Source organism: Lonsdalea quercina (genome assembly GCF_900107885.1).
GTDB lineage: Bacteria > Pseudomonadota > Gammaproteobacteria > Enterobacterales > Enterobacteriaceae > Lonsdalea > Lonsdalea quercina.
Map to the genome: position 1 here is coordinate 33,680 of NZ_FNQS01000004.1, position 14,061 is coordinate 47,740.

A 14,061-nucleotide genomic window follows, 5' to 3' on the forward strand; every position below is an offset into this window, starting at 1 on the left:
CACATTGGACCCCCATGACCAAATACAGTCTGCGTGCACGAATGATGATTCTGATTCTGGCGCCCACGCTGCTGGTGGGACTTCTGCTCAGCGGCTTCTTCATCATTCACCGTTATAATCAGTTGCAGGATCAACTGACGGAAGCCGGCAGCAGCATTATTGAACCTCTGGCGATCAACAGCGCATTCGCCATCGCGCAGCACCAACCGGAAACGCTGCGCCAGTTAGTACACCGGCTGCATCGCCGCCATGCCGATGTGGTTCGCGCCATCAGCGTTTTCGATACGCATCATCGCCCCCTGGTGAGCACTTACTCCCGCGATATCAACAATATTTTGGCGCTGCCGGAAGGATCGCCGGTGCCGGACTCGCTCCAGATTTTCGAACGGGACAATCACTTCATCATGCGTATGCCGCTGCTGACGGAGGAAGCGCTGTCCCCGTCGCTATCCACCAGTAGTAGCCGCTTAGCGCCAGTGGGGTATGTCGCCATCGCCCTAAATTTGGATAACATCGAACTACAGCAGTATCGGGAAATTGGTCTAGCGGGTCTGCTGTTACTGATAAGTATGGGGTGCGCGCTACTGTTCGCCTATCGCCTGATGCGGGACGTCACCACGCCCATCCGTAATATGGTGGATACCGTCGATCGTATTCGCCGGGGCCAGCTGGACAGCCGCGTCGAGGGCAAGATGCTCGGCGAGCTGCACATGCTGAAAAACGGCATCAACTCGATGGCGATGTCATTGACCGCCTATCATGAAGAGATGCAGCAGAATATCGATCAGGCAACTTACGACCTGAGAGAAACGCTGGAGCAGATGGAAATTCAGAACGTCGAGCTGGATTTAGCCAAGAAACGCGCTCAGGAAGCCGCCCGCATCAAGTCCGAGTTTCTCGCTAATATGTCGCATGAGCTTCGCACGCCGCTCAACGGCGTGATCGGCTTTACCCGACAAACGCTGAAAACGCAGCTGACGCCTACACAGCAAGACTACCTGCACACCATTGAACGTTCAGCCAACAACCTGCTGAACATCATCAATGACGTGCTGGACTTCTCCAAACTGGAGGCCGGCAAGCTGGTGCTGGAGCACATCCCTTTCTCTCTGCACAACACGCTGGATGAAATGGTGATATTGCTGGCCCACACCGCGCACGAGAAAGGGCTGGAGCTGACGCTGAATATCAAGCGCGATGTCCCGGAACAGTTTATCGGCGACCCATTACGCATCCAGCAAATCGTCACTAACCTGCTGGGCAACGCGATTAAGTTCACCGAGCACGGCAATATTGATATCCGCGTGGAAAAACGTTCTCAGCAGCATCAGCAGGCGCAGTTGGAAATTCAAATCAAAGATACCGGCATCGGGATTGATGAAACACAGCAAACCCAGCTGTTTCAGGCTTTCCGACAGGCCGACACCAGCATTTCCCGCCGGCATGGCGGAACGGGACTGGGTCTGGTGATCACCCAGCGGCTCGTGCAGGAAATGGGCGGCAATATCCGCTTTCACAGCGTGCCCGATAAGGGGTCTACCTTCTGGTGTACGCTGAATCTGCAGTTGAACCCGCACCCCGCCGTGCTCAATAACTACTTCGATATGCTGCAAGGGAAAAATCTGGCCTATGTCGAAGCCAACCCGGCGGCCGCGCAGGCGACGCTGGATGTGCTGAGGCGAACGCCGCTGACCGTCAGCTACAGCCCCTCGACCGAACAACTGCCAGCGCAAAAATTCGATATTTTACTGGTCGGCATTCCCGTCCATTACCGCAATACGCTGCTGGATTTCACCCCCAAGATCCACAGTCTCTGCCGTCGCGCGCCCTGCGTGATCCTCGCCCTGCCCAGCCTGGCGCAGATGGATGCAGAACAGCTGAAATCGCTGGGCGTTCATGCCTGCCTGAGCAAACCGATCACCTCGGCCCGCCTCCTGCCGCTGTTGCAAGACACCAATCTGTTCCAGTGCAACTACGCGAACACGACTGGGCTGGAACTTCATCCAAAGCAGGAAACCCCGCGACTGCCGCTGCGGGTGATGGCGGTCGACGACAATCTGGCGAACCTGAAATTGATCGGCACGCTGTTGAAGGAGCTGGTGGACGACATCATTCTGTGCGAAAACGGCGCGGAGTCGGTGGAACAGGCCAGGCAAAACGACTTGAACGTAATACTAATGGATATTCAAATGCCGGGAATGGATGGTCTGCATGCCAGCGAGCTAATCCGCCAGTTGCCCAACCATAAAGACACGCCAATCATCGCCGTCACGGCGCAGGTCATGCACGGCGAACGAGAACAGTTTCTTCAGTCCGGCATGGACGACTATCTGTCCAAACCTATTGATGAAAAGATGCTGTACAGCGTGCTGCGCAGGCACGTGCCCGAGCCGGAAGCCACCCCGGTCGACGCCGCCGAGGAAACGCCGTCGCTGGACTGGGCGCTGGCACAACAGCAGGCCGCCAACAAGCCGGAACTGGCTCGCGATTTGCTCAAAATGCTGCTGGATTTCCTGGCCCAGGTGCGCCCGCAGATTGAAGCGCAATTGAATGGCCAGCATCAGGCATCGCTGCTGGAAACCATCCACAAATTGCACGGCAGCTGTAGCTATAGCGGCGTGCCTCGTCTCAAACAACATTGCGCGTATCTGGAACAGCAGCTGCGTCGCGGCGTAATAGCAGAAGCCTTAGAGCCGGAGTGGCTGGAACTGCTGGATGAAATGGCTCATGTTGAGAAAGCGGCGGGACAATACCTTGCCGATTAACAAAACGTCCTCATTAATTCCCTCCTCAATGGGGGAATTAATGTCATTTAATTTTATCTGCTTTGTAAACACCTTGGGCGGGATAAATAAATGATTCGTTATATTTTTAACAACTCAAACAAATTCTAATTTCTTTTTAGCTTATTTAAATTCATCAAATGACTTTATAGTTTAAATAATCATTATCGCGAGAATGAGTATTACCTACATTCTGATATCACGAATAAATTGACAATACCCCCCGTTACCGGATAATCCCCAGCCTGGTGGAAATACCCCCGAATAGACGGAATTTGTCTTATATAAATAATTCCTATTTCCAAACGACCACTGATAATAATAAAACGCCACTCTTTTAATAAACATTCTTATTCAATCGGTTAGTTATTTTTCATTTATTTCTTTTACGACGACACACACTCGGGGTTTTGTTATGAGGGTTAATACACCTGTCACCCAACAAGAATATTCGCTAAGCGCGGATATCACGTTAATGTCAACGACTGACATCAAAAGCCATATTACCTATGCCAATTCGGCCTTTATTCGGGTCAGCGGATTTGACGCCGAAGAGCTGGTGGGCCAACCCCATAATATTGTCCGTCATCCGGATATGCCTCCCGCAGCCTTTGCAGACATGTGGTATACCCTGCAACAGGGAGACAGCTGGACTGGCATGGTAAAAAATCGCCGCAGAAACGGTGATTATTATTGGGTACGCGCCAACGTCACGCCGGTTTATCATAATGATGAACTTTCTGGCTATATTTCCGTTCGTAATCCACCGGAAGCTGAAGAAGTTAAAGCCGCGGCGGCGTTCTATGACGCGGTCATCAAACAGCAAGCCGGTCGCCGCAAATTCTATAAAGGGCTGGTGGTCAGAACCGGCCTGTTCTCCGTTTTCTCCCTATTTCAAAAAATGCCAGTACGCTGGCGTCTGCGCTGCGCCATATTGGCAGGCGGCATAATTCCTTTTCTTTTTTCCCTGTCCGGCGCCGGCATTCTCTCGCAAACTTTCTCTTCGCTGCTGACCCTGCTGTTGCTAGACGTCTTTTTACAGCAGCAAATCGCCCGCCCGCTGCAGACCCTACTCCGTCAGGCTCAGCGCGTCGTTTCAGGCAGAAAAGTCGATGCGTTGCGGTTCAACCGCGTGGATGAAATCGGCATGCTGCTGCGAGTGGTCAATCAATTCTCGCTCAATCTGAACTCGCTGGTCGACGACGTCAGTACTCAGGTGGCGGGCATGAAAAGCGTCAGCGAGCAGTTGGCGGCTGGCAACATCGACCTGAGCCAACGCACGGAAGAGACGGCGGGCAACCTGCAGCAAACGGCGGCAGCGATCGAAGAGATCACCTCAGCCGTCCACCAAAGCGCCGAAACGGCGGCGAACGCAATCCAGCTGACCGACGACGCCACTCAGGCGGCACAGCAGGGCGGCGACATCATGCGGCAGACCGTCGAGATGATGAATGCGATTAACGCGGCAAGTGCAAAGGTGGTGGAGATCATTGCCGTCATCGACAACATCGCGTTCCAGACCAACATTCTGGCTCTTAACGCCGCAGTGGAAGCAGCCCGCGCGGGCGAACAAGGTAAGGGTTTCGCGGTCGTCGCCGCCGAAGTCCGGCAGCTGGCGCAAAATTCGGCTTCCGCCGCCAAAGAGATTAAGGCCTTGATTGACGATAACGTCGCCAGCGTTCAAAGCGGCAGTCACCTGGTAGAAAAGGCCGACCAGCACATCTCAAGCATTGTGGAACATGTCGGAAAGGTCAGCGGCCTCATCCACGAGATCGGTCTCGCCACGCAGGAACAGACGTCAGCGCTCACGTTGATCAACGACTCCATCGCCCAGATCGAGCAAATGACGCAGAGTAACAGCGAGATGGTCACCCAATCGTCCAGCGTGGCGACAGGGTTGAAGCAGCAGGCTGTACGCCTGACGGAAGCGGTCAACGTCTATGGGCGCTAACGCGAAGGGAACCGGCGAGCATAATAGTGAATGTTTTATACTGAACTAGCATTAAAAGATTTTAATAATTCGCCGACAATGAGATCTTACCCTCTGCGTACGTTGGCACAGGGTAAGGGATGAGTATCATGGCATGACACAACGATGAAGGAGCAAAAATGACAAGTATTAGCTCAGTGTCTTCCGTCAGCAGCAGTTCATCTGGCGGCTCGACCAACTACACGCAGAAAATTAACCAGCTCAATCAGAAACTGGAAAAAACCACCGAGCAGTTGAAGGATGTGTCCAATTCGAATGCGGATGAAGAGACGAAAGCCACTCAAACGCAGATGTTGCAGGCACAGATTGAGATGATTGAAGCTCAGATTGAGCAGCTCCAGACCCAACAGGCTCAGGAGCAAATGGCGCAGGCGCAGAAAAGCCAGCAGCAGCAGAGCGTCGCTGAAACCAGCAATGCGTCAAATTCCAGCAGCAAAAAGGAAGGCGTCAATCAGCCAACCGACACCCACCAGATTGATGTCTATATCTGAGGGTTCTCCGCCAGACTGGCGCTTTTCGCGTCATACTGGAGTGTGATCCACGGCCGGGCCTTGGCGCCCGACCGTATTTCCTACGCGCTGACCGCCGTCCCCCGGAAGCCCAGAGCATATCGTCGTTTACACCGCGCCGGCCAGAACGCCGCCCCATCACGACATGAAGCACCTCTTTACGCTTTCCCCACGCTTTGAAGAAAAATTCTGCGTTTTTTCAGACAAAGTGCTAAATATTCGCCTAACTCACCTGTTTTATAATTGCTCCATAGCCTGCCCAGGCTGACCAATGGAGGAAGACATCATGGCCGCAATCAGCGCAATATCGTCGACATCATTCAGCGATTCGTCCAGCAACCGTGATAACACACAAAGGATTGCCCGGTTGCAACAGCAGATACAGCAGTTGACCCAACAACTGAGTCAGGTCACGTCCAGCGGCGGTGAAGACCCCAACGCGCAGATGCAGATTCAGATGATTGAAGCGCAGATTCAGGCGCTCGCTGCCCAGGTTTCTCAGCAGCAATCTTCGCAGACGCAAGGTTATTCCAGCAACAGCAGCACGCAGACACCTAGTTTCTCGGCATTGGCGGACGGCATTAATCGTCCTACCGCCGACAACCAGATTAACGTCTACGTGTAAGGGTCGGAAAAAGAACGAGCCGGTCAGCCAGACCGACCGCTTGAGGCGTCTTTCAGGGGTTTGATTAACCCCTGCAAGCCTTCCATTTTGATCACCATCGTCAGTTGCAGCAGCTCGCCTAAACGCCCTTCGGGAAACACCTCTTTACGTGCGAACCACAGCAGATACTCTTCCGGCAGATCGATCAGCGCCCGGCCTTTGTATTTACCGAACGGCATCGTCGTGTTGGCTATCGCCAGCAGGTCGGCTTTTTCCATCGCTATTGCTCCAGCAAGCGCATCATTTCCGCCTCGTCGATCACCGGAATGCCCAAAGACTGAGCTTTAGTCAATTTCGACCCCGCCGCTTCGCCCGCAATTACCATATCTGTCTTTTTTGACACGCTGCCGCTGACCTTCGCACCGAGCGCCGTCAGGCGATCTTTCGCTTCGTCGCGGGACAAAACGCTCAACGACCCCGTCAGCACAAGCGTTTTGCCTGCAAACGGGCTGGATGAGGCGTCGACGTTGACCACAACAGGCTCGGGCCAATGGATGCCAATCTCGTCGATAAGCTCTCGGATCACCTGCTGGTTATGCTCTTCATCCAGGAAATTGCGCACGTGCGTCGCCACAACAATCCCGACGTCCTGAACCTGCTGCAACGCGTCCAGATCCGCATCAGACAGAGCCTGCGGCGTCAGGAAATGCGCGGCCAGACTCGCCGCGGTCGCTTCGCCGACGTCCCTGATGCCCAACGCGTAAAGGAAACGGGCAAAGGTGGTCGACTTCGCTTTCTCCAGCGCGTTGACCAGATTCTGCGCCGACTTCGGCCCCATGCGATCCAGCCCGGTGAGAATACCCGCCGTCAGGCGGAATAGGTCTGCGGGCGTGCGCACGTACTCCTTTTCCACCAGTTGGTCGATGATCTTGTCGCCCATTCCGTCGACATCCATCGCCCGGCGGGAAACAAAGTGCTTCAGTGCTTCTTTCCGCTGAGCGCCGCAGAATAAACCGCCGGTGCAACGGGTCACCGCCTCGCCTTCCACCCGCTCGACGTCGGAACCGCAGACCGGACATTGGTCAGGGAAAACGATAGGCTGCGTTTCCTGCGGACGTTCCGTCAACACAACGCTGACGATCTGTGGGATGACGTCTCCGGCGCGGCGCACCGTCACGCGGTCGCCGATACGAATGCCGAGACGTTCGATTTCATCGGCATTGTGCAGCGTGGCGTTGCTGACCACCACCCCGGCGACGGCCACCGGCTCCAGCCGCGCGACCGGCGTAATCGCCCCGGTGCGGCCAACCTGAAACTCCACGTCGCGCAACCAGGTCAGCTGCTCCTGCGCCGGGAACTTGTAGGCGACCGCCCAACGAGGCGCGCGGGCCACGAAGCCAAGGCGCTCTTGCAGCGCGAGATCATCGACCTTGATCACCACGCCGTCGATATCGAATCCCAGACCGCTGCGTGTTTCTTCTACCTGCCGGTAGAAGTCCAGCACGGCGTCGCTGCCGCAGCACCGCCGAATGCGATCGCTGACCGGCAGTCCCCAAGACTTGAAGCGTTGCAGTCGCTCCCAGTGGGAGTCCGGCAGCGTGCCGTCTTCCACCAGTCCCACGCCATAGCAGAAAAAAGTCAGCGGACGTTTAGCCGTAATGCGCGGGTCCAGCTGACGCAGCGAACCGGCTGCGGCGTTGCGCGGGTTGGCAAACACCTTGCCGCCCGTGCGACGCGCTTCCTCGTTCAGCGCCTCGAAGCCGCCATGCGTCATAAAGACTTCGCCGCGCACTTCCACCCGGCGCGGGATGTCGTCGCCGCTCAGCCGCAGCGGGATCGCGCCGATGGTGCGAATGTTTGAGGTGATGTTTTCCCCCGTCGTCCCGTCGCCGCGGGTGGCGGCACGCACCAGCACGCCCTCTTCATACAGCAGGCTGACCGCCAGTCCATCCAGTTTCAGTTCACAGCAGAACGAGAGATCGTCCTCGTGTTTCAGGCGATCGTTGATACGCTTGCTGAACGCCAGAAAACTTTGTTCGTCGAAAACGTTATCCAGCGACAACATCGGCACTTCGTGCCGAACCGACTCGAACGCCGCCAGCGGCTCCGCGCCAACTCGCTGTGTGGGCGAGTCCGGCGTGATCAGCGTCGGATGTTCCTGCTCAAGCGATTTCAGCTCACGCATCAGACGGTCATATTCCGCATCGGGAATTTCCGGCGCATCCTCCACGTGATACTTGTGCTCGTGATAACGGAGCTGGCTGCGCAGCGTTTCAAGACGTGTTTCAACAGACTGTGAATTCAATGGAGTAAACCCTTTCTCTGACATAACGACATCGATCAGCGACTGGCCTTGATGGTATTGATGATATTGGTGGTCGAACAGCCATCCTCAAAGTTCAGCACTTTGACTTCGCCGCCGTTGTCCCAGACTTCTTTGCTGCCCGCGATCTCTTCCGGCTTGTAGTCGCCGCCTTTCACCAGAATATCCGGCAGGATTTCGGCAATCAGACGCTGCGGGGTGTCCTCTTCGAACGGCACCACCCAGTCGACGGCTTCCAGCGCGCCCAGCACGATCATACGCTGCATCAGCGGATTGACCGGACGTGTGGGGCCTTTAAGACGTTGAGTCGACGCATCGCTGTTTACGGCGACAATCAGACGGTCGCCCAGTTTGCGGGCGTTCGCCAGATAGGAAACATGACCGGCATGCAGAATATCGAAGCAGCCGTTGGTCATCACGATACGCTCGCCGCGCTGACGCGCCTGCGCGACCGCCGCTTTCAGCTGAACTTCGTCCATCGCGCCAAACCCGGTTTCAGCGCGACCACAAACCGCATTTTCCAACTCGATCGGCGTGACGGTGGAAGTTCCCAGCTTGCCGACCACGACGCCCGCGGCGGCATTGGCCAGGAAACAGGCTTCTTCCAGCGGATTACCGGCGGCCAGAGCGGCGGCCAGTACGCCGATGACCGTATCGCCAGCGCCGGTCACGTCATATACTTCCTGGGCCTGCGTTGGCAGGTGCAGAGGCGCTTTACCCGGTTGAAGCAACGTCATGCCCTGCTCTGAACGCGTCACCAGCAGCGCGGACAGCTCCAGCTCCGCCATTAGCTGCATACCACGTGCGACCAGATCGTCTTCATCGCGGCAACGGCCAGCGACGGCTTCGAACTCTAACAGGTTCGGCGTCAACAGCGTGGCGCCGCGATAACGAGCAAAGTCTGTGCCTTTCGGGTCGATCAATACAGGTACACCGGCGGCGTTCGCCGTCTGAATCATCCGTTGAACATGAACCAGCGCGCCTTTGGCGTAGTCGGACAACACTAGCGCGCCAATTTTCGGCAGCGCCTGCTGAATACGCTCAATCATCGGCTCCGGGTCTACATTGTCGAACCCTTCCTCGAAGTCCAGCCGGAGCAGTTGCTGATTGCGGGACAGCACCCGTAGTTTGGTGATCGTAGGGTGCGTCGCGACGGGGACGAAATCACACCGCACGTTGACTTCGTTCAATTTGGCATTCAGCGCTTGAGCCGCATCATCGATGCCGGTCAGGCCGACCAAACGAGAACCGGCGCCCAGCGCCGCGATATTCATCGCCACGTTTGCCGCGCCGCCTGGGCGCTCCTCTATGGTGTCGACCTTGACCACCGGCACCGGCGCTTCCGGTGAAATACGACTGGTCGGACCATACCAATAACGGTCGAGCATGACATCACCCACCACCAGGACACCGGCTTGACGAAAATCAGGTAGCGTAACTTTCATTCCCTGCTCCAAAAAGGGTTCATTTTATCGCGCGCTATATTACCACAGCTCGCCCGACGGCACGGCCCCCACGGGGGAAATCCACGGCGGCGTCGCCAATTTTGCATACAACCTCTCAGCCCAGCCAGTTTTTCCAGCTGCGCTCCACCTGTTCGCGTTCAGCGATGAAGTGCGCGCGGCTTACGCGGCTGGAGCGCGCCTGCAAAGCCAGACGATGCAGCTCGTCGCGCAGCGTAATATAAGCCCGCGTCAAGGCATTGGCCTCGTCTTCTTCCATCACGCCGTGCTTCGCCATCATCTCCAAAATGCGCACATTATCGGACCAGCGCGTTAACGCCGGCTGTGCGTGCGCATAGCGCAGGACCAGATACTGCACGATAAACTCGATGTCGATGATGCCGCCGGCGTCCGTCTTCAGATTGAAAGCATCCGGATCTCGATGGGACTGGTGACGCCGCATTTTCTCCCGCATTTCCCGCACCTCGATGCGTAATGCTTCGCCGTCGCGCTCCCGGCAAAGAACATGTCGGCGTGTCGCCTCGAACTGTTGCTGGACGTCGGTTTCGCCGTACACCATTCGGGCGCGAACCAGCGCCTGATGTTCCCAGGTCCAGGCATCGTGGCGCTGATAGTCGTCAAACGCCCCGACCGTACTGACCAACATGCCCGCCGAGCCGGATGGTCTCAGCCGCGCATCCACCTCGTAAAGTATTCCGGAAGAGGTGCGCGTGCTGAACAGATGCATGACGCGCTGGGCCAGCCGCAGATAGAATTGATAGCCGTCGATGCTGCGGTCGCCGTCGGTCATCACGTTCGCCGGACAATCGTGCAAAAAGACCAGATCGAGATCGGATCCATAGCCCAGCTCCCAGCCGCCCAGCTTGCCGTAGCCGATCACGGCGAACCCGCGCCCTTCCCGCTGTTGCAGGTGAGACGGCTGGCCATAACGCGTCACCATACTCTGCCAGGCCTGTTGCACCACGGCGGCGATAATCGCCTCGGCGAGATAGGTCAAATGATCGCTGACTTTCATGACCGGCAATGCGCCTGCGATATCACCGGCGGCAATTCTTAGCTGCTGAGTCAACTTGAACTGGCGCAGCGCCTCCAGCTGTTGCTCCTCGTCATCTTCCGACACCCGCATCAGATACTGGCGCAGTTCGTCCGCGTAGGCATGTTGCGCCGTCGGTTGATAAAGCGTAGCAGGGTCGAGCAACTCATCCAGCAAAAGCGGATAACGCGCCAGCTGGCTGGCGAGCATTGGGGAGGCCGCGCACAGGCGGATGAGGTGTTTCAGGGCCGGGCGCGATTCGAGCAATAGCTCCAGATAGGTCGTTCGCGTCACGATGCCGATGAGCAGCGGCGTGATGCGCGAGACGATGATATCGGCTTGCTCCTGCTGACAGGCTTCCGCCAGCAGCGCGGGCATCAATTGGTCCAGTACGTCCCGGCCACGTGGACCGATGGTGCGGCGGGACAGCTCGGAACGGAAGTCCTGTAGCTGATACAACAGGTTCGTCCGGTTCTCTTCCGGCAGATGTGGGGTCAGCGACGCCAGCTCGCCCTCATCCAACCCGTCCTGCCACAGACTGCGACAGTGTTCATGGGTCGGATCATCGCTGCCGTCAGGGGCGTCGTCGCCTATCAATTCGTTGAAGACGTCGCGTACCGCCTGCGTGTGTCGCGTCAACGCATCGCACAACGACGGCCAGCTGTCGCAGGCCATGCCCCAGGCCAGGCGGGATTGATTGAGCGCGTCCTCCGGCAGGTTCTGAGTCTGTTCATCGGCGATGGCCTGTAACAGGTTTTCCAGCCGACGCAGGAACAGGTAGGCTTCCCGCAGCCGCAACGTTTGTTCCGCAGGCAACACGCCCAGTTCGCCCAACTGTTGCAACGTCGGCAACAGCGAATGCGATTGCAGCTGCGGCTCGCGTCCTCCGCGAATCAGCTGGAAGACCTGAGTGATGAATTCCACTTCCCGAATACCGCCGGGACCGAGTTTGATGTTATTGCGCAGATCGCGACGACGCACTTCGCGCGCGATCATGTTTTTCATGTTGCGCAGGGACTGGATAACGCTGAAGTCCATGTAGCGCCGGAACACGAACGGACGCAGCAGCTGATTCAGCTCCTGACGATAGGCCGGATCCGCTGCGCCGAGCGGCCGCGCTTTTACCATCGCGTAACGTTCCCAGTCGCGCCCCTGCTCTTGGTAGTAATCTTCCAGCGCGTTGAAGCTCAGCACCAGCGGACCGCTGTCTCCGAACGGCCTCAGGCGCATATCCACCCGGTACACAAAACCGTCTTCGGTCTTTTGGTCGAGCGCTTTGATCAGCCGCTGACCCAGCCGGGTAAAGAACTGGGCGTTGTCCAGCTCCCGCCGCCCGCCACGCGTATTGCCGTTTTCCGGATAGGCGAAAATCAGATCGATGTCCGAGGAAAAATTTAGTTCCCGACCGCCCAGTTTGCCCATGCCGAGCACCAGCAGCGGCTGAGGGTCGCCCTGTGGATTGCAGGGCGTTCCCCATTCCCGGCAGCAGGCGTCGTAAAGCCAGTCGCGGGCGGCGATGACGGACACTTCCGCCAGTTCGCTCAGTTGCCGCAGCGTCTCCTCTGTGCGGCATGTACCCAGCGCCTGCGCGAAGGCGATGCGCACCAGCATGCGACGCCGAAACGTGCGAAGCGTCGCCATCAACGCGGCTTCATCGCGCACCTCGCTCAGCGCCAGCCGCAGCGCGTCCGCATAGTTTTCCCATTCATCGGGGACCGGCGGCGATTGCCTGATGTCGTGCAGCCAGTCAGGGTAACGCGCCAGCGCGTCGCCGACGAAATCGCTCATCGCGACCGTCGCCTGCTCCTCCGCCGACAAGGTCGTGAGCGCAGGGGAAGACGGCCAGCGGGACAACGCCTGCTGGGCCTGAGAGAGTAACGAAGCGGGTAATGGGAAACGGGGCGCAGGAGTGCTGCTCATCGACTATCCTCACACCGCCGCCTGCTCCGATGACAGGCGGCCGGCTTCAATGCATCATGATTGTCCGCTGTTCAGCCAGAAAGGCGGAAGAGCTATCGCCTGCTTGCGGGTTTCGTCCAGCGCCGCGGGCGCCGGTTGATGGACGTTAAGCTTGGCGATTTGCTGCGCCAGCTCGCGCCAGACGCGAACATAATCGCCCGCCTCCTCCTCCGGATAGAAACCGCCCAGCAGCATAAAGGCGCTTAAACCACGTTCCAGGCGCGGCAGCTGCTGTTCGTAATGCAACGACGTCAGCGAATGCGCAAACACGGACTTCAGCTCCGCCAGACTCCGGCTCAGCATGATATCGGCGAAGCGTTTATAGGAACTCTGCAAACGCATGCGCTCGCGATTATCCATATAACGACGCCAGCCTGCTTCCAGCAACCAAGTCGTCAGCACCAGTTTACTTTTCAGGTAATCCTTATCGAAGCAGACGGTCTCTGCGTCGAGATCGGTCATCGCCTTCGCTTCCAAAGCCGTCAAGGCGCCGCGAAATGCTGAGGTCACTTTACGCGGCACCACGCCGCCGACCAGCACCAGCATTTCCCGTAGGAGCGTTCCCGCCTCCAGCATGCTATCGCGCGCGGCCTGATCGCCCCGCACCCACAGCTCTTCGTGATACTGCCAGTGCGTCAGCCCGAACTCCAGGCCCGCCTCGATGCCCTCATCAAGCGTCATTTTTTCTTTGACCGGCATGAACGTCAGAGCGTGTCTCTCACGCGGCGGGTTGCCTTTAGCCAGCTGATAACCGCGGGCGGCTTTACTCAAGTAGCCCTGTCGCAGGCCGCCCACGTCGGAAAGCTCGTCGGCGAATTCCAGCAGATCGCTACGCTGTCCGACCTTCAGCTCCAACTCCAGCTCGCAAATCGGCTCCTGCAACTCCCCGGCCACCACCTCGCCGCGATCGAGCACCATCTCAATAATGCTTTGGTGATGAGACACGACCCAGACTTCACGACGGAAATCGGTACTGAACAACGGCGTTAGCTCTGCCGCCAATGCATCAAGGTCGCACTGCTCCGGCCAGATATCGTCCGGCAACAGACGAATGTCCAACTGCGGTCCTGCCAGCTCGACGTTATATTCCGGGTGCTGATGCAAGCCGCCTACCACCTTGCCCGCCGTTTTGGCGGTCATTTCGTAGCGGCCGTTTTCCCCACGGATACGTAGCCCGATACCGTGCTGACGCAGGTAGCCGTCCGGCGTTTCGTAATAGATGTTCGCCAACTGATGCGCATGTAAATGCTTGCTGTGGCTGTAGTCGCTCTTCCATTGGTTCAGCTGGGTTTGCAAAGCTGGCACCGTGGCAGGATGGACAATAAATTTCAGTTCGATCTCTTCACTCATAATAGTTAGCTACACCGGATGCTGCGGGAATCTCGTCAGTAAATAAC

The 14,061-nt window shown here is 57.4% G+C and carries 9 protein-coding genes; 4 read left to right on the forward strand and 5 right to left on the reverse strand.

The window, feature by feature from the left end:
* The first annotated feature begins 14 nt into the window (after positions 1–14).
* The 4 genes from barA (at position 15) to BLU64_RS07070 (ending at position 5,907) form a co-directional block, all read left to right on the forward strand.
* Complete coding sequence (gene barA / locus BLU64_RS07055; RefSeq protein ID WP_026741805.1) at positions 15–2,765, forward strand: two-component sensor histidine kinase BarA; 2,751 nt, start codon at positions 15–17, stop codon at positions 2,763–2,765.
* A gap of 433 nt (positions 2,766–3,198) precedes the next feature.
* On the forward strand, positions 3,199–4,734 hold the full coding sequence (locus BLU64_RS07060) for a methyl-accepting chemotaxis protein (RefSeq protein WP_074728234.1): 1,536 nt from the start codon (positions 3,199–3,201) through the stop codon (positions 4,732–4,734).
* A 158-nt stretch (positions 4,735–4,892) separates the two neighbouring features.
* Positions 4,893–5,264: a FlxA-like family protein gene (locus BLU64_RS07065; RefSeq protein ID WP_026741803.1), complete on the forward strand. Its 372-nt coding sequence runs from the start codon at positions 4,893–4,895 to the stop codon at positions 5,262–5,264.
* Between the two features lie 376 nt (positions 5,265–5,640).
* Entirely contained in the window at positions 5,641–5,907 is a 267-nt protein-coding gene (locus BLU64_RS07070; protein WP_244888415.1) for a FlxA-like family protein, read from the forward strand.
* A 23-nt stretch (positions 5,908–5,930) separates the two neighbouring features.
* Here the strand turns inward: BLU64_RS07070 and BLU64_RS07075 are convergent, their stop codons facing one another.
* The 5 genes from BLU64_RS07075 to BLU64_RS07095 all read right to left on the reverse strand — a co-directional run bounded on the left by BLU64_RS07075 (position 5,931) and on the right by BLU64_RS07095 (position 14,014).
* Positions 5,931–6,164 carry a DUF3820 family protein gene (locus BLU64_RS07075; RefSeq protein ID WP_026741801.1) on the reverse strand — a complete coding sequence of 78 codons (234 nt, stop codon included), beginning with the start codon at positions 6,162–6,164 and terminating at the stop codon, positions 5,931–5,933.
* 2 nt (positions 6,165–6,166) lie between these two features.
* Positions 6,167–8,215, reverse strand: coding sequence for an NAD-dependent DNA ligase LigA (gene ligA / locus BLU64_RS07080; protein WP_036152413.1), 2,049 nt, complete (start codon positions 8,213–8,215; stop codon positions 6,167–6,169).
* Positions 8,216–8,226: 11 nt separating this feature from the next.
* The gene (gene hldE / locus BLU64_RS07085) at positions 8,227–9,654 is read right to left on the reverse strand and encodes a bifunctional D-glycero-beta-D-manno-heptose-7-phosphate kinase/D-glycero-beta-D-manno-heptose 1-phosphate adenylyltransferase HldE (RefSeq protein WP_026741799.1); all 1,428 of its coding nucleotides are present in this window, start codon (positions 9,652–9,654) and stop codon (positions 8,227–8,229) included.
* A gap of 115 nt (positions 9,655–9,769) precedes the next feature.
* A complete protein-coding gene (gene glnE / locus BLU64_RS07090) occupies positions 9,770–12,625 on the reverse strand; it encodes a bifunctional [glutamate--ammonia ligase]-adenylyl-L-tyrosine phosphorylase/[glutamate--ammonia-ligase] adenylyltransferase (RefSeq protein WP_074728236.1) in 2,856 nt (951 codons plus the stop codon).
* A gap of 54 nt (positions 12,626–12,679) precedes the next feature.
* Positions 12,680–14,014, reverse strand: coding sequence for a CYTH domain-containing protein (locus BLU64_RS07095; protein WP_074728238.1), 1,335 nt, complete (start codon positions 14,012–14,014; stop codon positions 12,680–12,682).
* Positions 14,015–14,061 lie beyond the last annotated feature (47 nt).